The following is a 19,196-nucleotide window of genomic DNA, read 5'->3' on the forward strand; positions in this document are numbered from 1 at the left end:
GCTGGCGTGCTGGCGTAAGTATTGCGCAAAACTATATTGATAAAGTCATCTTACAGTGCAAAAATATCCCTCAACCAACTATCACTTAATAATAGCGTCAATTTCATCAATCATTTTTGAATATGACTCTATTTTCTCATCAGGAATGCAATCATATCTGAGGTTAAACTTTATGAACGATATTAAATAAGCACGATAGCCGCAAAGCTTATTACGAACCTGGGTTTTATAAAATTTTTGTTTAAACGCTCTAGTTATCGGGAAAGCAAAATTATCAGGCTTTATTTTCTCCCTAAAAATCCCCTCCATGATTTTAGTGTAATCTACTGGCTTTTTATTAAATTCATGGATGATTTTTTTTAACTTTATTATCTTCTTGTTTGAAATAAAAACACCACTTATATCGTTAACATTCTTCCTATTTGTCAATGAAGAGGATTGGATAACATATCCATTTAGAGATATCCTATGCTTCGCCTTAACGATTTTTTTCTCATTTACCTTTAATTTATGTGATGAAAGAATCACTTTAATTTCATGCTCAAAAGAATCCGAATGAATGTACTTGTCAGCGCGAGAGGATGAAAATAGCATATCATCGGCATATCTAGTATATGTTATATTATACAGCGCACATGTTCTTTGGATAATTATGTCAATTTTACGAAGAAAAATATTTGATACGAACGGAGACGCAGGAAAGCCAACAGGTAAAATTCTTTTTCCTTTATCATCATCATTCCCAAAGGAACTGCCGACATGAAACAATATCAAATTGAGGAATGATGAAATTAATTTTTGCTTATTTTTGGGGTCAATACACTCGTCTTTAAAATATGATGAAAAGCAATCCCTCAACAACTTTTCGTCAATTGAATGGAAGAAGTTTTTTATATCAAAACGAAGGAAGTGATAGTTATTCGAGTGAGGCTCAAGAAAATTCAAATAGCAGGCGCCCTTCCTAAAACCTACTACACTATCATTTAAATCAATTCTTCGTAACAACACTTCAATTAAATTTCGCTGAGCAAGCAATGCAGGGGATTTATTTTTTAAAGCATATATGTATCTTTTTTTTATCTTTTTTTCGAGCACGCTAGAATATGGAATCGATGGAATGACATCATCCTCCAAAAGATCCTTTGGTGCAATTTGAGTTTTGAACAAATTTTTATCGATAATATGCATTATAGTAGCAACCTAATAATGTATAAAATGTGCTTCGTCCCGATACCAAGAACAACTTTTCACGGGCAGTGAAACTAAAAGCTCATCCAAGATAATCATAACATCGTAGGAGGAACTGGTCTTTATTAGGGCTAGTCAAGTCTGACGAATCAGATCTTGAACCATTTTCATGGCCCCTTACCCTCTATCGAGACGAAGCTTATCTATCATACTATAAAACTCTGGGAAAATTAAAGAAAATTTACTATCAAACGATGTAGATGTTTTTGCTGCTTCCAATTCAAGATGGGCTATAGCGAAATCAAGAAATGAAGTGACCCATCCACCAGTTTTCCCCGTATAAAAACACTTCTTCTGAATTTCTCTTTCGACAATATTTAATAAACGCTGCCCAAGTTTAAAGTCTTTGTTTTTTAGATGTTTATAGACTAAACCAGTTGTTGCCTTTCCATTAAAAATCAACCGTAAATAAGTAGCAAGAGTTCTGTAATTGAAATATGTTAGCCCCTCTAAGGAAGGTGCGAACAAGTCCCTGATATGAGATCATGTTTGTCATCTGGAGCCATGGAACAGGGTTCATCATGAGTCATCAACTTACCTTCGCCGACAGTGAATTCAGCAGTAAGCGCCGTCAGACCAGAAAAGAGATTTTCTTGTCCCGCATGGAGCAGATTCTGCCATGGCAAAACATGGTGGAAGTCATCGAGCCGTTTTACCCCAAGGCTGGTAATGGCCGGCGACCTTATCCGCTGGAAACCATGCTACGCATTCACTGCATGCAGCATTGGTACAACCTGAGCGATGGCGCGATGGAAGATGCTCTGTACGAAATCGCCTCCATGCGTCTGTTTGCCCGGTTATCCCTGGATAGCGCCTTGCCGGACCGCACCACCATCATGAATTTCCGCCACCTGCTGGAGCAGCATCAACTGGCCCGCCAATTGTTCAAGACCATCAATCGCTGGCTGGCCGAAGCAGGCGTCATGATGACTCAAGGCACCTTGGTCGATGCCACCATCATTGAGGCACCCAGCTCGACCAAGAACAAAGAGCAGCAACGCGATCCGGAGATGCATCAGACCAAGAAAGGCAATCAGTGGCACTTTGGCATGAAGGCCCACATTGGTGTCGATGCCAAGAGTGGCCTGACCCACAGCCTAGTCACCACCGCGGCCAACGAGCATGACCTCAATCAGCTGGGTAATCTGCTGCATGGAGAGGAGCAATTTGTCTCAGCCGATGCCGGCTACCAAGGGGCGCCACAGCGCGAGGAGCTGGCCGAGGTGGATGTGGACTGGCTGATCGCCGAGCGCCCCGGCAAGGTAAGAACCTTGAAACAGCATCCACGCAAGAACAAAACGGCCATCAACATCGAATACATGAAAGCCAGCATCCGGGCCAAGGTGGAGCACCCATTTCGCATCATCAAGCGACAGTTCGGCTTCGTGAAAGCCAGATACAAGGGGTTGCTGAAAAACGATAACCAACTGGCGATGTTATTCACGCTGGCCAACCTGTTTCGGGCGGACCAAATGATACGTCAGTGGGAGAGATCTCACTAAAAACTGGGGATAACGCCTTAAATGGCGAAGAAACGGTCTAAATAGGCTGATTCAAGGCATTTACGGGAGAAAAAATCGGCTCAAACATGAAGAAATGAAATGACTGAGTCAGCCGAGAAGAATTTCCCCACTTATTCGCACCTTCCCTAAGTTTTTAAGTATGTTATCGACATCTATACCATTGGAATGATGAAGCCAAAGTAAAAACAATGGAAGCGAATTCTCATTTATTAAGCACTCTTCAAAAGTGCTACTTAACACTATAATATTCTTATTTGATAAATAACTATCTATATTATCAACAAGTTTATTCACATATGCTTTACTGATATTATCAAAGTCTAACGTTTTATTATTAAAAGATAGAACCTTTCCTTCTGAAGATTTAATATCATTCAAGATTGAAACTTGAACCCTGTATTCAGAACTATATCCCTTCATATAGTATTCTATTTCAGAGTCTAATTTCTCAGGTTTTAAACTGAATAACCCCCCATTTCCCTGAAGCATTACTTTACACTGCCGCTTAGTAACCTCGTATTGTAACGTTTTGTCTCTATCAAATAGGTAAAAATACGGAATTGATAATTTTGATCTGTTCGGATTTAAATTTTCAAGATATACATTTGATCCTGCCTGATAAAGTTCCACATTATTCATGTGAGGATATTTTTTAGAAAGTGAAAAGTTTGAGAACGCTTCCAGTTCAGTATCGCCTTCAACAAATAAGATAATATCACTAAAAAATAATCTTGCTTCATTATCATTAAAGATATTTAAAAAACGCCTATCTTCATATGTAGACTTCATTACACCAACGCGAGTATGATTTTCTTCAATCCTAAAATGAAGTATCTGATGATTATCTTTAAAATATTTGATAATATGTTTGGCTATATTTGCTGAATGGGTTGCGATAAAAATTTTTGGCAACGGAGTTGCATATTTACCCTTTTCAAAGGATTCTTTTGTTTTTTTGAAAGATTCATAAGATTGATAAAGCTCATAGATTAGTTTTTCATTCGCCTTAGGATGAAGCCCAATTTCAGGCTCATCAATATAAACTATTGGTGAAATGTATTCTCTCCGAGTTAAAGAAACTAAAAGCTTTAAGAAAAGTGATAAATATTCTAAAGAATTTGTTCCATCCGATTGAGTAGTAAGGTCTTTACCGCCAACATTAAACGTTTGACCATTTAACCCAATTTTTACATAGTTTAATACCCTCTCTCTATAGCTATAGGATGATACCTTTGTTATATCCTGAATTTTAGAGGTGAAATCCTTATATGCATTACTATTAGGAGAGATTTTTTCATTCAAGAAATCAATAATTTCTTCTTTTTTAACCCCATCTACTTTGAACGACTTCAATCTGCTAATTAGATCCCATAACTTATCCCAATCATACAAATTTATATGCCTAGTTTCTATTTCAAAAAATGGAAATAAATAGCCAATCAAATCTATTTCAGAATTATTTTTGGTTGACCAAGAAAATGCATTATTACTATGGATTGTCAATTTAAGCGTAAAAGTTGTGTCATTGATTCTGTTAGTGAAAAAATCTTTCTCAACCCCCATTGGTGAACCTTTAAAAAAGGTGTTGTATATATGTTTAAAAAAATCTGTTTTTCCTTTTCTTTTTGAAGTTACTATATTTTTAATTCTTGTTAAATCATATTGTATTGAAATACTTCCATGACTACTATAATTTGAGTGTAACTCAGGAGGTATGCATTTAATATTATCGATTTTTTTGTAAAAAAAGGACAATAGTTTTAATAAATTGCTTTTACCTACATTATTTTTCCCAATTACACAATTTAAATCTTTAATATTATTTATTATTAACGTATCATAAGATAATAAATTTTCAATCCTGATTGATTTAATGCTCATCTACTCTCCTTCGCATGCACTGAGAAAATAATTAATTTTTAGCGAAATCATAAGGTGTTATATAGTTATGTGTATTCTCTTCCAGATAGTCCGCCCACCATTGTACCATCAGGCGACGCTCGTCTAAATGCTCGGAAGTATGAATATATGCAGCACGCACGTTATTACGTTCCGAATGACTTAATTGTCGCTCTATTGCATCCTCACTCCATAATCCTGATTCACCTAGCGCACCACGCGCCATCGTCCTGAATCCATGCCCGCAGACCTCGGTTTTCGTGTCGTATCCCATCGCACGTAATGCGCTGTTTACTGTGTTTTCGCTCATAACTTTAGTTGCGTCATGATCACCCGGAAAAAGCAGCTCTTTATCACCACTAATCTGCTTTAACTGATCCAACAAAATCACCGCCTGCCGACTAAGCGGAACAATATGCTCCTCTTTCATCTTCATGCCACGGTACGAGTAACGCACGCCTTTAATTTCTTCTCGTTTTGCTGGTACGCGCCAGAGAGATTTATCAAAGTCGAACTCATTCCAACGCGCGAAGCGTAACTCACTGGAGCGCACGAAAGTTAGTAAGGAAAGCTCGACTGCGATCCGTGTCATTACACGGCCACGATATGCAGCAAGACGAGCAAGAAACTCAGGGAACCGGCTGGAGGGTAAAGCGGGATAATGTCGCGCCTTAGTTGTCGATAACGCCCCGGCCATGTCACTGGCTGGATTAGAGTCGATGTAATCGTTCTGTACTGCATAACGCATAATAGCCGTGACGCGCTGTTGCAAGCGCTGAGCTACGTCATGCTTACCACTGGCATCAACTTTTTTAATCGGGGCTAACAGGTGACTGGTTTTGAGCTGGCGAATGTCGGACGAACCGATATGAGGGAAGATATAAAGCTCAAGATAGCGAAGAACGCGCGATCGATGGTCTTCACTCCAGCGCTTGTTACTTTCATGCCATTCGCGGGCAATGATTTCGAAAGTATATGCCCCCGAATTCTCTGCCTGAGCTTCTTTCTGTTCAGCTTTAGGGTCAATGCCCTGCACTAGCATTTTTTTAGCTTCATCACGCTTTGCTCGTGCCTGAGCAAGCGTTACCGTAGGCCAAACACCAAAAGCGAGGCGATCCTCTTTTTTGTCAGAGGGGCGTCGGTATTTCATGCGCCAATATTTAGAGCCCTTGGCCGAAACCTCGAGATACAAACCGCCGCCATCGGCCATTTTGTAGGTTTTGTCTTTTGGCTTTGCGGTCTCGACCTGTCTGGCGTTGAGCTTCATTTGGGGGCACATTTCTAATCGAAGTTAAGATGCCCCCAATTATGCCCCCAATGACATCCGGATTTCAACGGACAACCTCGTACAACTCAGGACGTAAAATCGCTGCAAGCACTGATTTTTAAGGGATAATTGGACTTTGTCGGATGTTCTTGGAAGTACTAATGGTGCCGAAGGCCGGACTCGAACCGGCACGTATTTCTACGGTCGTTCGCTTGTCTGACAAGCTCCTGCAATCCTTTGAATCAACTGGAAAAACAGGTAAAGACTTCGACATTTCACACTATTCAAAATCATGTGCAAAAGCCCTGACAAAATAGCTGGGGTGAACATGATTTACAAGCGAGATCGTTACTTAGTTTTAGATCCATGCGGAAACTATCTGGTGAGGATCGCCATACCAAAGTACATGCGTCATCTGTTCGGAGGACGACACAACTATGTGAAGAGCACAGGCACACGCGATGTGCGCGAAGCCCGTCTCTTTCGTGATGCGGTTGCCCTGGAGTGGTTTAAGATTCGTAACCTGGTAAAGCCACAGCGTGATCGAGGCTCGAAGGTTGAGCAAATACTGAATGAGCTACGCCGGATCGGGACGTATGCACACGAAGCGCCGGAACCATTAAGCGCACCTGTAATGAGTTGCCCTTCCCTCTTGAGGATGCGGGATCAATACATTCTCCAGTTCAGCGAGAAGCGCAAACTCACCACGTTATCGAAGACCAACAAGGCCGTAGAAGTGCTCTTAGAACATCTGAAAAAGCGTGATGTTCAGCTTCGTGACGTTAACCGAACCACCGTTACAGGCTGGCTTGATAAGCTCAAGACGGAGAAAGCACCACAGACCATACAAAACTACGTCAGCGCACTGGCGCAGATCTGGGATCTGGCTCGTAACCGTTACCACGATGCACCACAAGAAAACATCTGGCGCGGTCATGGTCTCGAAAGCAAAAGTAGCAAGGTGAGCTATGAAGTGTTTGAGCCTGGCGAATTAGCGAAAGTGTTCGCAGTGATGGCAGATGATGAAGAGATGCAGAACGTAACGCTGATCGGGATGTATAGCGGTATGCGCCTTAATGAAATCTGTTCGTTACGTGCAACCAACATCAAGGAGATCGAGGGGGTGCTATGCTTCGAAGTGACAGAGGGTAAGAGCAAATCAGCCGCCCGTATCATCCCCTGCCACAGTCTGATCACTCCGTTGGTGTTGTCGCTTCGTGAGAAGCCCTACAACGGCTTTTTGTTCTATCGTGCGTCAATCACTGACCGTGCAGACGGAAAGCGCTCTACGTGGCATTCACAGCGTTTTACGAGGGCTAAACGAAAGGCTTTAGGCGAAGCGGGATCAGAGTTGAAAGTTTTTCACTCGTTACGCCACCAGGCCGCGCAAATAATGGACAGGGGCGGAATTGGTCGAGGTAAGTTAAAGCCAGTACCAGAAGACCGCATTGCGCTGCTACTCGGTCACGAGCGCGGCTCTACAGAGAGTTTCAAGACGTACAGCAAGAATGCCGCCTCTCCTGTTGAGCTACGGCAGTATATAGAATTGCTACGCTATCCAGAGATAGAGAATCAATAAAAAAGGGGCGTAAGCCCCTCGTTAACTTATCGAATAGAACATTATTACATTACTTATATATTTAGGTGAATATGAACCAGTATCAAACAAAAAACCGAGCAAAAAAACAACCAGAAATACATCACAAGACTAATATATAACAATCAGCAAACACCCACCGAAAAGTAAAAAGTCATGTTATATCAATCGCTTAGTCAAAACCCTGCATCCGTACCACAAATTTTAGCAATACTATTGCTTTATTGTGATAAAAATTACAATATAATTTTAATTAAAATTTAAGGTATTTATTATGGATACTACATTCATTGCTGAACCTATAGTGAGCATTGACGAGAGGTTGTTAGGCGTTGAGCTTCTCACTCGCTTCATTACCTCAGATGGACGTCCCCTTCACCCTGAGTTCGTAATTTCATCTTGGGATTTAGATAGGAAACGGCTTTTCCTATACGAACAATGTGGAAACATTGCCATTAAGCAAACGTGGTTCGAGCGAAAGAATCTATTTTGTACACTGAACATTGATCAGCAAATGGCTTTTCTGATACGTCATGACTACATACTTAGACAAACTTTCGAATCGATGTCATTCATCAAACTTGAACTTTCCGAGCTTTTCCCTGGTTTGGATAAGGGATTGAAAAGTCCCTTATTAAAATCGCTGAGCCAGGGTGTAAATGGGCTATGGCTCGATGACCTTGGCGCAGGAAATGCGAATGTAGTTAGTTTGATGGAAGGATACTTTGAGGTTGTAAAGGTAGATCGCTGCTTCTTTAATGAGCAGGTGCAGAAACCAACCTTCTACATGCTAATTGCTTCCATTCAAAAACACTGCGGCAAGGTTATTATCGAAGGGATTGAGGATCGAGAACGTTTGGGAATACTGCGTGAGGTGGGGGTTTGGGGATTACAGGGGTATCTTTTTAAATCTGTCCCTTTTAAAAACGTGGATTTATTGCTGTAGTGTTGAAACCATCAAAAAAAGGGGCTTACGCCCCTTTGATCTATCACCCACCTGTAGACGATTGACCAGACGACATTTGCAGCGTTAGCGACTGTGCGAAGCTGGCTTGAGAAGCTCTCGCCTGGAAGTCTACATAGTCGGCTAATCTGCCTGTATCGGATTGGATTGTCAGTGGTACGGACGGTGCAACCGTCAGGTTAAATGTAGGATTCAGATTATACGCTGGTGGATTGCCGCTATTGAGTGACATTGCAGAATCACGCAGAGAATCACCTGCAAGGTTATATTCGTTCGCCGCTGTCCCTGCTTGCTGATCATCAATACCTAACCACGATTTAATAGCCGGAGCCACTGTCTGAGGATTCCAACCCGTTTGCTCTTGAATCCACCCTGCCGCGCCGTTAGCACTTCCTGTGACGCCATCATAGACCGCCTGAGCTGCTGGCTTATCTTTATCAGCAAACCAACCAGGGAAGCGAGCGCGAAGCCCTGCATTGATGTCACTCACAAGATTGGAGATTTCCCCAACGAAGCCCGACACCTGTTTAGCAAGGTCGCCTAATCCCTCACCTAATAGCCCAGCACTCTGATTGATTGCCTGTGTATTTTTCACCAACTCATCACCGCTATCGGCAAAACTGGACATAAAGCCAGTGAATAGACTGTTATCAACGCCATTCATCAGATTACCCATTGCTACACTCAGGTCACCATATGCCAGAGTTTGCCTTATTTGCTCATCGTTAAGAGTTTGACCACTTTCAACAAGGCTTTTCAGGACGGAGATAAACTGCTCACCGTTATTTTTGAAAAGATCGAGGTAGTGCATCCCATCATCAAAAGTATTTTCGAGAAGATGCCCGATCTCACCGTCTTTCATCCCGCGACGCTGGCCTTCATTTACCACCGATTGTAGGTAATCAAGCGGATTATCTGCATACTGTGAAAGCTGCGATTTGTTCCAGCCAAACTTATTTAACACTTCGTCAACGGCGCTATTTCCACCAGACCATTTACCGCCTTTGAACTGGCTATTTAATAATGTTTCGTTGATTCTCTCGCGGGTATCTTTCCCGAAGCCATCCGTGATCTTGTCAACGCTGGCGCTCGAAACCCCGTGCTGCTGCCCCCAAGATACAATCGCCTTAACAGCGTTAGGATTCAGTTTGGTACGTTCCGACATACGGACAAGCTCAAGATTTTCATCTCCTTGCTGCTTGATACGAGACAAGACTCCTGCCCCGCCAGCTAATGCAGCAGTAGCACCAACAAAGCCAGCACCGCCACCTATAACATTCAGCCCTTTTTCTTTAATACCCTTTGCAGCCCCTGCATAGTCGGTTTTCATAGCATGTCTGAGTGCTGCCGCCTGTTGCTGTGTAGATGCGGTTATTTTTGCCTGGAGCGCCGCTTCCCTACGCAAGTCCGTTATGCGCTGCCGTATGGTAAAATTCATTCGTTGGCTTGAAATTAGCCCATTTTTAAAGGCTTCTGTTTCTTGTTGAATGAGTTTAAGAGCCTCGTATTGTTTCGCGGGATCTAAACCATACTTGCCTTTAATCCCACGGAGCTGTAAGCCAGCCGATTTAAATTTGATGTCAGCCGTTTCATTACGTTTAGCAATTTTCGCTGCTTCTCTGGCTTGCGCTTTCCCTGCCTTTTCTGCCTGGCGTTGTTGCTTCAAGTCATTGGACGTTTTGGGAGAAGCCGCTTTAGCATCTGCCACTTTTTCCCTTGCTGATTGTCGGCGTGCGCGCTGTGCCTGAAACCGAATTTTCGGATCTTTAATCTTAGAAAAATGGCGTTGAAGATCATCAGCGGCTTTCTTCGCCTCTGCAATGTCCTCTTTCGAAACTTGAAAACGTACCGTGTTGACGATAGAACTTGTGTGAATCTCAAGCATTACCACCGCCTTTCTGATCCAAGAAGTGATGAATTGCCGCTTCGACGGTTTCACCACGGAAAATACGCGCTCTAACGCCCGTATACGAAATCTCTAATAGCTCGCAAAGCTGGCTCACCTTGAGCAGCCCTTCTGCATCGTCTGCACTCAGTCGAACGTGTAAACCACGATTTGATTTAAGGATTAGTTCCACCTGTATTTTTCCTCTTGTTCTGGGGGAAACAAAAAAGGGATGCTACCAGAGCCACAATTGCGCTGTGGGTTAGTAAGCATCCCTCATTAAAGCGCCTGAATATTTCCAGCGAGTCAGGCTCCCGCTTGCTCATTAAGCAGTGATGGTGATTTTCACCTGCATACCTAACGCATGATTGACAGGCAACGCCGAATTTTCGTGCATAACGTGGTACGCATCGCCGCGCTCACTCAGGTAGCCCCAAGAGTAGTATTCAGCAGGTGCTGCATCGATCAGCGCGAAGTTGCCAGAGGCAGCGCCGTAAATATTCTTATAAGGATTTGAGTTGCCTTTGCTAAACACAGGCACCGCCACCATGTCAGCATCATCTGGCATCTGTGCAAGGATCAGCGGATCTGTCACTTTAACAATGTCGATCGGCGCACCAGGCAGACTAAACGTACTAACACCAGGGAGAAGCTCGTGACGCTGGTAGAATAGGTTACGGTCGTCATATGGCGCTACATACTGGAACGCCTTAGACATACTGTCAGAGAAGCGAATCTGGCTAAATGCAGCAGGTTTAGCGAATACGATCACTCGTTCAATCTGTCCAGCCAATCCACCTGCGGCAGCCTGAACTTTGTCTAAGATGGCATCAAAATCCTGTGCCGCTGTCGCTGTATTCACGCTGGCTGTCATTGGCACCACACCGAACAGTTCAGCATAAGAGATCAGTAGGTCATCAGTTGCAGGCGTATAAACTTCACCTTTGAACAGAGCACGGGCCAGGTAAGACTCACGGGTACGCAGATAAGCAATCTTATGTTTGCCAGTGTATTCGGTGTACAGGTCGGTAACGGTTTGCTCGTAGTCCGTTCCTTGCACTCTGCGGCCTTGTACGTCTACAGGTTTAAACTCATCTTCCCTTGCAAACCAAGGAATCTCGATAAGGTATTCTTTGCCATTCTGACGCGCGGTAGTGTCGTGGTTTGATGAATAACGGCTCTGCGGGGTGTTAAACAGGCTGTAGTTATCATCCAGAAGCTGTGTCACCACCACTTTCGGATTCTGAACACCTACCCCGTCGAATAGGTCGAGGGCATTCATAAGATAGTTACGTTCCGGCAGAGCCTGGAAGATTGGCGCTAAATCGACCATCTCACGCCCAATTGCGATTTTACTCATTATTTATCTTCCTTGATTAAGAGGTGAAGAATGGACGGCATACGAACCCTTTGGATTCGAGCGTGGTGATAGCTGCGGCGTGATTAGCTGCGTTCAGGTTGTCGGCTTTCAATGCTACGAAGCTGCCAACATTAGGCGCACGTAGGACATTTACCGTTTTACCGTCGCCAGCACTGACGGCATCGGACACCACCACAAAGGCATCATCGCCGGAGGTGTATAGAGCGCCATCAGCGCCGATAACATCGCCGCATTCAATATCTGCTGGCAGGTCGAAAACACGGCCTTCTACGGCTGCAAAAGAATCAGTGGCGTAGCTCACTACGTCAGTGAAACTCTTACGAATGGGGAAAAGCTCGGTTAGGTCTACAATCATTGTTGTTTGATTTCCTTGGATTTGATTGCGATCCGTTCCTGCATACTAAGTTGAGGTGTGTCCTCAGAAGGGAAATACTGTTCTACAGCTTTTTCTATTTCTTCAACGGTACATCCTGCCATTTCAGCCACTTTAGCTATTAACTCAGGATTAACTTGAATCACTTCGGATTTGTATTTTAGGATTCGGTCGCGATTGTTTATTAAGAACATTGTGTTGTTCCTTCGCGTTGTAACTGCGTTCATCATTCCGTTAATAACGGAAGTGTTACATGCAGATTGTTAAAAAGGGGCGATTAAGCCCCTGGAGAGTATGCCCTTGTTAGAAAGCATTGTTTAACGTCATTTTCGTTTCGGAGGATTATGATGTTAAAGAATGGTTTCTTTAAAAAAAATGAAGGGCGCAACTGTTACGAATAACAGAAGAAGGATCGCCCGTCATTGCTCCCACTTCAAAACAGAAGCCCTTCTGTCATGGCGAGAAGTGGGAATGGAATCTCAATATCACCACTGGAATAGTAATAAGAGATTGCCAGCCTGAACGTAACGACCACTGACGGCGTTTATTCAGTCTGACTGCTTATAATCCTAACGGGGTTATAAGATTTAGAGCAAAGAATTTGCTCTCTGAAAGAGAATGTGCGCGGTGATTGTCCGTTACCACCCGACACAAGTGGGAACGCCCGCGCCACCCTTTGGAACTAAACACAACAAAGGAAAACAACCAGCTTTCAGAGAGAAAATTCAGATGGAGAGAGTGCCGCTATGGGAAACGGCATTCAGGAGGGTGAAGTGATTCGAATACTATCCCTACTTCTTATTCTATAACATTTCTGTTAATTTGTCAATACCCAAACCAACATTTTATTCACTTTCCTTGCATTTTTATTCAAATTCGAGTGCTGCGTATTCTTCGGCTATGTCCTGCGCAAGCCCGTCTAAATCCTGCATACAGGACACGAGGGACTGAGCCACCTGAGACACTTCGCGTAGTACGTCTTGATCCTCGTTCAGACTCTCTGACTGCTCCACTACGCTTATAATCCCTTGCATAACAACTGAGGCCAGATGAAGCTGTTTAACGGCCTCAGAAACGCTCTCAGGGGTTCCCTGTCGGTAGGCTTCCGTAGTCGCATCAAGAAGCGGAATGTGTAGTTGCTCGTGAAATTCCTGTAGCATTAGGTCAATATCGGTTTTAGTCATTTTTTATTTGTTCCATTGTCATTTTGATTTTATTTGCAGCAGCCAGGAAAGGCGCTGCGAGAGTAAGGACTCTGTTTTCCAGGTCATCAAGCGCAGTTATTTTCTCGTCATCCGTCAGATAAGCGTCATTGTTGATTGCTTCGATCTCAGTGAAATACCATTCACAGCATTTAACGTGCTGGGCGAATCGCTTTGTTTGAGTTGTTTCCAGGTGCATTAATCGTGTGTTTCCTTTTCATCGTGAAAAATAAAATCGAGGTCTTGCGTGTGATGGGATAATCCCCACGTTTGGCAATACCCGACAAAATCGGCGTAGTTTTCCCACCCCTTCACCTGCCAGGATCTAAGATCACTGCTATCAATTTGGTATTCACGGCGGCGGCGTGGTTTATAGAAGACGTTATCCGAAGATGCTAAAACATCCTGCAATAGTTCAAACTCAGCCCCTACGGGCACCGTTGCAGGGTATTCTATTATTTCGGTGATCCATTCTCCTGGAATAGACTCTCGTGCGAGGTCTTGTAGAGAAGAGGTGTATTTACGTTTGCTGGCGCGTGTTGCTTGTTCTATCCGTTTAATTGGATTTCGTTCTTTTCGTCCCATTCATTCCTCGTAGAGGGGAAACTCCGTGTTTTCTCGTTAATGTCCATACTGCGTAAAATGCAAATAACCAATACATAGCGATGATCATAAAAGTTTCCCGATTGTGTGTTTTAGAAATCAGAGTAGATAAATTCTACATTGTCTCGTTCGATGTGTTTCAGCGTGAATGATAGATAATGGCTTTCATCGTCGATATCAATCACACCAATGTTGCGCAGCGCACGAAGCCAGAACCTGTGACCTGCCCCCACGATTAGATACAACACTCAGTTAGTAACGCCGGAATCTTCATTCTCAGAATGACCCTTTCTCCAGCCCGCTGCAAATTCAGACGGTGTCTGATAATTCAGCGTGGAGTGCGGGCGGCATTCGTTATAATCCTGCCGCCAGTCATTAATAATTTTCCTGGCATGAACGATATCGCTGAACCAGTGCTCATTCAAACATTCATCGCGAAATCGTCCGTTAAAGCTCTCAATAAATCCGTTCTGCGTTGGCTTGCCCGGCTGGATTAAGCGCAACTCAACACCATGCTCAAAGGCCCATTGATCCAGTGCACGGCAAGTGAACTCCGGCCCCTGGTCAGTTCTTATCGTCGCCGGATAGCCTCGAAACAGTGCAATGCTGTCCAGAATACGCGTGACCTGAACGCCTGAAATCCCAAAGGCAACAGTGACCGTCAGGCATTCCTTTGTGAAATCATCGACGCAGGTAAGACACTTGATCCTGCGACCGGTGGAAAGTGCGTCCATGACGAAATCCATCGACCAGGTCAGATTGGGCGCCGCCGGACGGAGCAGCGGCAGACGTTCTGTTGCCAGCCCTTTACGACGTCTTCTGCGTTTTACGCCCAGGCCACTGAGGTGATAAAGCCGGTACACGCGCTTATGATTAACATGAAGCCCTTCACGGCGCAGCAACTGCCAAATACGACGGTAGCCAAAACGCCTGCGCTCCAGTGCCAGCTCAGTGATGCGCCCTGATAAATGCGCATCAGCAGCCGGACGGTGAGCCTCATAGCGGCAGGTCGACAGGGATAAACCTGTAAGCCTGCAGGCACGACGTTGCGACAGACCGGTCGCATCACACATCAACATCACGGCTTCCCGCTTCTGGTCTGTCGTCAGTACTTTCGCCCAAGAGCCACCTGAAGCGCCTCTTTATCCAGCATGGCTTCGGCAAGCAGCTTCTTGAGTCTGGTGTTCTCTTCCTCAAGCGACTTCAGGCGCTTAACTTCAGGCACCTCCATACCGCCATACTTCTTACGCCAGGTGTAAAACGTGGCATCGGAAATGGCATGCTTGCGGCAGAGTTCACGGGCGGGTACCCCAGCTTCGGCTTCGCGGAGAATACTGATGATCTGTTCGTCGGAAAAACGCTTCTTCATGGGGATGTCCTCATGTGGCTTATGAAGACATTACTAACATCGGGGTGTACTAATCAACGGGGAGCAGGTCACCTGATCCCGTGGTCACTTACACCGGATTTATCAGATAGCTCGCCGTAGGAAATTTTGGTTTTCCTTCCTTTCCAGAACCAGATAAGCGCATAATAAACGCCCTTCCCGCTATCGTTGATCTGTATCTGGTTTGTATTGTTCAGTTTTATGTATTGTATCAATTAGGTCTCCGTTAAAATGGTATCGTTGATTGTTCAATCTGGGTGTATTCATACGGGTGTGTTTCCTGAAATAGTTGCTCGATTCCCATTGAATGATCTATTCCGATTCGTTGAAGTACTCTTGATGACCAGGAATAAAAGCTCTCGTCCTCTCGCCGTTGTGACAAATTTTCAAACAGGTGTTTCACTGCGTCAGAAGTACGGATTCTTTGAGGCGTTATCGCTGGTGTGTCTTCGTGGGTTTCTACTGTCTTCACTGGCTCAGGGGCTGGCACTTCGTCAGACACTGTTACAGGTGGCTTCTGGTGATATGGCAGAACAATGTAAATGTTCGTCATCCCTTTTCGGCCTTCACTAACAACTTGCACCCAACCAAAAGACACGAGGTCTTTAATGTGGCGGCGTACAGTTTGATCTGTACCAAGTCCGAGCCGATCACCAATACCAGTTAATGAAGGGGTTACTTGTTGGAATGTACCGGACAGGCTTTGCAGATAGGAATAAACGATCTTGTGGTGAAGTTTTACTTCGTGAGTTTCGCCGTTAACTTCTACGGAAGTGATTCCGAGTAAATCATAGTCAATCGCCAGGAATAGCTTTTCGTGTTTTGTTGTCTTCATTATTTTCCTCTTTGCTAAGGATCGCTGTTATGAGTTCCGATACCAGAGCGGCAGCGGGTTTGTCTTCTTTGTTGGCACGGTTGATCAACGCCTCGTAAGTTTCTGTTGTGAAATTGATTTTCATCGTGTCTTCTCCTTCGTGAGATTATTCAGTGGTCGAAGTGCGGATTTCATCCCAGCGCTTCAATACTTCTGTGAGAAAGGCTTCCCTCTCGTGGTATCCACGAGCGCGGCAAGCGTTGCGTAGTGCTCGGATGCGGTAACGGTTGGTGGTTCCGTCTTTCAATTGTTGAAGTGTGTCTTCAACGTCAAAGTATCTCAGTGTGGCCTCCTATGGTTGGCGTATATAAAAAAGACACCTTGCAGCCTGACGGCTCAAAGCGCATTAAGAGATTATGTGGATAAAGTTTTATGCTACATGGGTACTATAACATTTTTCTTACCTATCTGTCAACCCCTCAACGGTGATTATTCGAAAAAATTTTGATCATTTTCAATGCGTTGCATTTTTGCTTTGCGATTTGTGCTCTTTATACACAAAATAAACAGTGGATGTCAATCTGTTTTTGTGGTAGAACTTGCCACCAGAGAAGACAGCCACAAGAACAACGAAAAACAGCCTGTAACGCTCTCTGCGGCGTTCTGACGCTTTCAGGCTACCATTGCATTCCCTACCCTGTTTAAATCGCTCTACGGGCTTCCTGTGCGCCCTCTGGCACTTACCGAAACCAATAGCACAACTACAGAGGGATAACGGTAGTTATCAGGATAGTAGGTGTTGGTATTGGATTGAGGCTGGATGAACTGGAGCCATCAGCGAACAGTGAAGCCTTAGCCACTGACTTACTGAAACCTTGCATGGGTGAACGTTAGTTCATGAATGGATGGTTGAGGTTAGTCAACTTATCAGATGGTCAATCAACGGTAGTTGGTTGGTCAGATGGTAATTCCGCGCACAGCGCAACGGTACTTTGCCGATGGCAAATAATTGTTCGTGCCTGACTCTCGTCAGAAACGAAGTTTGCACGAGTCCAGAAGGTAAAGAGTAACGCTTTGCTGCGTCGTGAGCGGAACGAGGCCAGCCAACGTAGCCCGAAAGGAAGCGAAGTAAGGCTGCTTGCCAGGAGTGACGGCGAGAGACGCCAGGCAAAAGATCTTTGCGACAAGCGCAAAACCATAAAAGAATAAAGATCATTCTTATTAGGTTAATTGTTATTAACTTATTCTTATCGGGTATCAGACTTGATAGGGGTACTCCTGTCAAAGTTGATAGGGGTAGGGGTATCAGTTCTGATAGGGGTATCAATCTTGATAGGGGTATTCATTGGGATCTGGAGTGCCGAATACTCGGGCTTTTCCCCTGTATCCTTTCTGAACAGTCGGCTTTTTCCCGTGTATTACGAAAGTACCAAAGCGTTACTTTCTCCGATTCAGTGGTGCAAATGCACCTCAATTTGAGGGTTATCCAAAGTACCGTCGCCCTTCACCCAACGGTAGACCCTCGCCCTTCACCCAACGAATCGCACATGCAACAATCCTAAGAACAGCCAGAGGAAAATATTAGGTTATCCCTATCGAAACCCCACATTAATAACGTCAAAACCTATCTTAAATGACAGGTAAAGATCCTGGGTAAATGTAAGCTAAAGTAGATTGTTCACTTTCATTGTCAGAATGATCAGTTTAGCCAAACCGTTGTGTAGTGCTGAATACAGCGCCATTTGTCATGAAAACTACTTTGCACCCGTGCCAGATTCGTTGAACGAGTTTTCTAAATTGAAACGATGTTTCTTTTTTCATGCCAAAACCCGCCAATTCATTAGCATTCTAATCATTTCATGATGCAATCAGTTGCAAGTGCATAAACTCCGCATAATCTGTGCATACAGGCAGGTTAGCGCCGCCCTCGCCTAACGACTCTACATTTATCACCATTAAATCAATGAGATAGATAACAACCACACACAAGCATTGGTAGTGTGATGTTCCGGTGTCACCGCTGTTCTTCTTGCCGATCTGATGATTTGGCAATGTCCAAACACATGTTTATAAATGCCAACCTTATGAATTTGTTGAAGATATTTCAAAATCATGCAGATTTCGATCTGGGTGTGCCTGATCTTCGCGTTCAGCAGTGGACACAATCGCGCCATCTACCACACACAACAACGATCATTTTTTGATCATTTGTATTGCAACTTACTGAAATTGATCATAATATTTATTTCATCGATTTAGATGTGTGACCTTGAAGGAGGGTAAATTGAACAGAGCAGTAGTGTTAGACGAACAGCAAGCTAAAGCGATCAGGGAGTGGCTAAACGCTCATAACAAGAGCCTGATAGCTGACGTTTCGTTAATAATGCAAGCCGCCGTACTGCGTGTGGGTGATGCCGTCGCTTTGCGCTTCGACGAAGTGATCAACGGTGAGATTGACATAGAAGAACAGAAGACAGGGAAGCGTAAAGCCCTCACCCTTCCGGCTCCAGTGGTGCAGATGATCGCACGTCGCCGTGCTGAGTTTCCGCATGATGTGCATGTGTTCAGGAGCCAACGTAACCGCTCGATGAACAAGCAAGCACCTGTACGACGCGAGGAAGTGAGTAAGCAGATCGCAGAAGCCGCTAAAGCTATCGGGATTTATGGCACTGTATCAGCACACAGCTTTCGAAAGGCGGGGGGGAATGCTCTTTATCGGCGTTCTGGAAATAACATTGCCCTCGCTATGACTGTGCTCAATCACAGCAACATCACCGACACCAGACGCTATCTGGATTTAGACAAGCAAGCCGTTAGCCGTGTGATCAATGAGATGGACTTATAAGGAGGTAAACATGAAATATCTTGTGCTGACGCTGGGGATCATGCCAGCCCTGGCGAATGCCGGACAGATAACCCTGATTCTCAGTGATGAACAGGAGACAGATAACGCGAAGATCTGCGTTTACAGCAACGCCAACTATACGGAGACAGTGACGATCAGACCATCGCAGCAATGCCGCTACACAATGACCTTTGAAGAGGAGTAATGA

20 protein-coding genes are annotated in these 19,196 nt (G+C 44.3%); 5 read left to right on the top strand and 15 right to left on the bottom strand.

The window, feature by feature from the left end; genetic code table 11:
• Window positions 1-81: 81 nt before the first annotated feature.
• Together HV157_RS11525 and HV157_RS11530 are read right to left on the bottom strand one after the other, a co-directional pair.
• Complete coding sequence (locus HV157_RS11525; protein ID WP_182071991.1) at window positions 82-1,188, bottom strand: reverse transcriptase family protein; 1,107 nt, start codon at window positions 1,186-1,188, stop codon at window positions 82-84.
• Window positions 1,189-1,365: 177 nt separating this feature from the next.
• The gene (locus tag HV157_RS11530; protein ID WP_182378508.1) at window positions 1,366-1,716 is read right to left on the bottom strand and encodes a hypothetical protein; all 351 of its coding nucleotides are present in this window, start codon (window positions 1,714-1,716) and stop codon (window positions 1,366-1,368) included.
• A 53-nt stretch (window positions 1,717-1,769) separates the two neighbouring features.
• Between HV157_RS11530 and HV157_RS11535 the strand changes: the two genes are divergently transcribed.
• On the top strand, window positions 1,770-2,750 hold the full coding sequence (locus HV157_RS11535; protein ID WP_000019402.1) for an IS5-like element IS5 family transposase: 981 nt from the start codon (window positions 1,770-1,772) through the stop codon (window positions 2,748-2,750).
• Between the two features lie 108 nt (window positions 2,751-2,858).
• Here the strand turns inward: HV157_RS11535 and HV157_RS11540 are convergent, their stop codons facing one another.
• Together HV157_RS11540 and HV157_RS11545 are read right to left on the bottom strand one after the other, a co-directional pair.
• The gene (locus HV157_RS11540; RefSeq protein ID WP_182378510.1) at window positions 2,859-4,652 is read right to left on the bottom strand and encodes a retron Eco8 family effector endonuclease; all 1,794 of its coding nucleotides are present in this window, start codon (window positions 4,650-4,652) and stop codon (window positions 2,859-2,861) included.
• Window positions 4,653-4,683: 31 nt separating this feature from the next.
• Window positions 4,684-5,937, bottom strand: a complete 1,254-nt coding sequence (locus HV157_RS11545; RefSeq protein WP_059385692.1) for an integrase arm-type DNA-binding domain-containing protein — start codon at window positions 5,935-5,937, stop codon at window positions 4,684-4,686.
• 328 nt (window positions 5,938-6,265) lie between these two features.
• Between HV157_RS11545 and HV157_RS11550 the strand changes: the two genes are divergently transcribed.
• On the top strand, window positions 6,266-7,516 hold the full coding sequence (locus HV157_RS11550) for a tyrosine-type recombinase/integrase (protein ID WP_063136044.1): 1,251 nt from the start codon (window positions 6,266-6,268) through the stop codon (window positions 7,514-7,516).
• 292 nt (window positions 7,517-7,808) lie between these two features.
• Window positions 7,809-8,480, top strand: a complete 672-nt coding sequence (locus HV157_RS11555) for an EAL domain-containing protein (protein WP_063151260.1) — start codon at window positions 7,809-7,811, stop codon at window positions 8,478-8,480.
• Between the two features lie 43 nt (window positions 8,481-8,523).
• Here the strand turns inward: HV157_RS11555 and HV157_RS11560 are convergent, their stop codons facing one another.
• The 11 genes from HV157_RS11560 to HV157_RS11610 form a co-directional block, all read right to left on the bottom strand.
• Window positions 8,524-10,383: a hypothetical protein gene (locus HV157_RS11560; protein WP_045623479.1), complete on the bottom strand. Its 1,860-nt coding sequence runs from the start codon at window positions 10,381-10,383 to the stop codon at window positions 8,524-8,526.
• Window positions 10,376-10,576 carry a hypothetical protein gene (locus HV157_RS11565; protein ID WP_045623478.1) on the bottom strand — a complete coding sequence of 67 codons (201 nt, stop codon included), beginning with the start codon at window positions 10,574-10,576 and terminating at the stop codon, window positions 10,376-10,378. Before HV157_RS11565 ends, HV157_RS11560 begins: the two co-directional genes overlap by 8 nt.
• A gap of 132 nt (window positions 10,577-10,708) precedes the next feature.
• Window positions 10,709-11,734 carry a major capsid protein gene (locus HV157_RS11570; protein ID WP_172754455.1) on the bottom strand — a complete coding sequence of 342 codons (1,026 nt, stop codon included), beginning with the start codon at window positions 11,732-11,734 and terminating at the stop codon, window positions 10,709-10,711.
• Window positions 11,735-11,759: 25 nt separating this feature from the next.
• Entirely contained in the window at window positions 11,760-12,119 is a 360-nt protein-coding gene (locus HV157_RS11575; RefSeq protein WP_003862896.1) for a hypothetical protein, read from the bottom strand.
• Entirely contained in the window at window positions 12,116-12,331 is a 216-nt protein-coding gene (locus HV157_RS11580; RefSeq protein WP_045623475.1) for a hypothetical protein, read from the bottom strand. The genes HV157_RS11575 and HV157_RS11580 overlap by 4 nt, the downstream gene beginning before the upstream one ends.
• Before the next feature lie 672 nt (window positions 12,332-13,003).
• A complete protein-coding gene (locus tag HV157_RS11585; RefSeq protein ID WP_023304374.1) occupies window positions 13,004-13,321 on the bottom strand; it encodes a hypothetical protein in 318 nt (105 codons plus the stop codon).
• Entirely contained in the window at window positions 13,314-13,538 is a 225-nt protein-coding gene (locus HV157_RS11590; RefSeq protein WP_023304375.1) for a hypothetical protein, read from the bottom strand. The genes HV157_RS11585 and HV157_RS11590 overlap by 8 nt, the downstream gene beginning before the upstream one ends.
• Window positions 13,538-13,924, bottom strand: coding sequence for a hypothetical protein (locus HV157_RS26275; RefSeq protein WP_045350907.1), 387 nt, complete (start codon window positions 13,922-13,924; stop codon window positions 13,538-13,540). Before HV157_RS26275 ends, HV157_RS11590 begins: the two co-directional genes overlap by 1 nt.
• 266 nt (window positions 13,925-14,190) lie before the next feature.
• Window positions 14,191-15,311 (bottom strand): IS3-like element ISSen4 family transposase gene (locus HV157_RS11600; protein WP_180245966.1). Its coding sequence is split into 2 segments (ribosomal slippage): window positions 14,191-15,053 and window positions 15,053-15,311, totalling 1,122 coding nucleotides; the frame shifts between segments, so codons are not numbered across the junction.
• Window positions 15,312-15,555: 244 nt separating this feature from the next.
• A complete protein-coding gene (locus HV157_RS11605) occupies window positions 15,556-16,164 on the bottom strand; it encodes a helix-turn-helix domain-containing protein (protein ID WP_103448991.1) in 609 nt (202 codons plus the stop codon).
• Complete coding sequence (locus HV157_RS11610; RefSeq protein WP_045619843.1) at window positions 16,124-16,288, bottom strand: hypothetical protein; 165 nt, start codon at window positions 16,286-16,288, stop codon at window positions 16,124-16,126. Before HV157_RS11610 ends, HV157_RS11605 begins: the two co-directional genes overlap by 41 nt.
• Window positions 16,289-18,427: 2,139 nt before the next feature.
• Between HV157_RS11610 and HV157_RS11615 the strand changes: the two genes are divergently transcribed.
• Together HV157_RS11615 and HV157_RS11620 are read left to right on the top strand one after the other, a co-directional pair.
• The gene (locus HV157_RS11615) at window positions 18,428-18,988 is read left to right on the top strand and encodes a tyrosine-type recombinase/integrase (protein ID WP_023304377.1); all 561 of its coding nucleotides are present in this window, start codon (window positions 18,428-18,430) and stop codon (window positions 18,986-18,988) included.
• A gap of 10 nt (window positions 18,989-18,998) precedes the next feature.
• Window positions 18,999-19,193, top strand: coding sequence for a hypothetical protein (locus HV157_RS11620; protein WP_023304378.1), 195 nt, complete (start codon window positions 18,999-19,001; stop codon window positions 19,191-19,193).
• Window positions 19,194-19,196: the final 3 nt, after the last annotated feature.

This window comes from Enterobacter sp. RHBSTW-00318 (genome assembly GCF_014101375.1).
Classification (GTDB): Bacteria; Pseudomonadota; Gammaproteobacteria; order Enterobacterales; family Enterobacteriaceae; genus Enterobacter; species Enterobacter ludwigii.

What these genes read in the sequence shown, in the direction of transcription:
- HV157_RS11580 (WP_045623475.1), bottom strand. Translation starts at nt 12,331, where the DNA reads ATGTTCTTAATAAACAATCGCGACCGAATCCTAAAATACAAATCCGAA.
- HV157_RS11525 (WP_182071991.1), bottom strand. Translation starts at nt 1,188, where the DNA reads ATGCATATTATCGATAAAAATTTGTTCAAAACTCAAATTGCACCAAAG.
- HV157_RS11550 (WP_063136044.1), top strand. Translation starts at nt 6,266, where the DNA reads ATGATTTACAAGCGAGATCGTTACTTAGTTTTAGATCCATGCGGAAAC.
- HV157_RS11540 (WP_182378510.1), bottom strand. Translation starts at nt 4,652, where the DNA reads ATGAGCATTAAATCAATCAGGATTGAAAATTTATTATCTTATGATACG.
- HV157_RS26275 (WP_045350907.1), bottom strand. Translation starts at nt 13,924, where the DNA reads ATGGGACGAAAAGAACGAAATCCAATTAAACGGATAGAACAAGCAACA.
- HV157_RS11575 (WP_003862896.1), bottom strand. Translation starts at nt 12,119, where the DNA reads ATGATTGTAGACCTAACCGAGCTTTTCCCCATTCGTAAGAGTTTCACT.
- HV157_RS11535 (WP_000019402.1), top strand. Translation starts at nt 1,770, where the DNA reads ATGAGTCATCAACTTACCTTCGCCGACAGTGAATTCAGCAGTAAGCGC.
- HV157_RS11560 (WP_045623479.1), bottom strand. Translation starts at nt 10,383, where the DNA reads ATGCTTGAGATTCACACAAGTTCTATCGTCAACACGGTACGTTTTCAA.
- HV157_RS11545 (WP_059385692.1), bottom strand. Translation starts at nt 5,937, where the DNA reads ATGAAGCTCAACGCCAGACAGGTCGAGACCGCAAAGCCAAAAGACAAA.
- HV157_RS11605 (WP_103448991.1), bottom strand. Translation starts at nt 16,164, where the DNA reads ATGAAGACAACAAAACACGAAAAGCTATTCCTGGCGATTGACTATGAT.
- HV157_RS11555 (WP_063151260.1), top strand. Translation starts at nt 7,809, where the DNA reads ATGGATACTACATTCATTGCTGAACCTATAGTGAGCATTGACGAGAGG.
- HV157_RS11610 (WP_045619843.1), bottom strand. Translation starts at nt 16,288, where the DNA reads ATGAAAATCAATTTCACAACAGAAACTTACGAGGCGTTGATCAACCGT.
- HV157_RS11620 (WP_023304378.1), top strand. Translation starts at nt 18,999, where the DNA reads ATGAAATATCTTGTGCTGACGCTGGGGATCATGCCAGCCCTGGCGAAT.
- HV157_RS11585 (WP_023304374.1), bottom strand. Translation starts at nt 13,321, where the DNA reads ATGACTAAAACCGATATTGACCTAATGCTACAGGAATTTCACGAGCAA.
- HV157_RS11590 (WP_023304375.1), bottom strand. Translation starts at nt 13,538, where the DNA reads ATGCACCTGGAAACAACTCAAACAAAGCGATTCGCCCAGCACGTTAAA.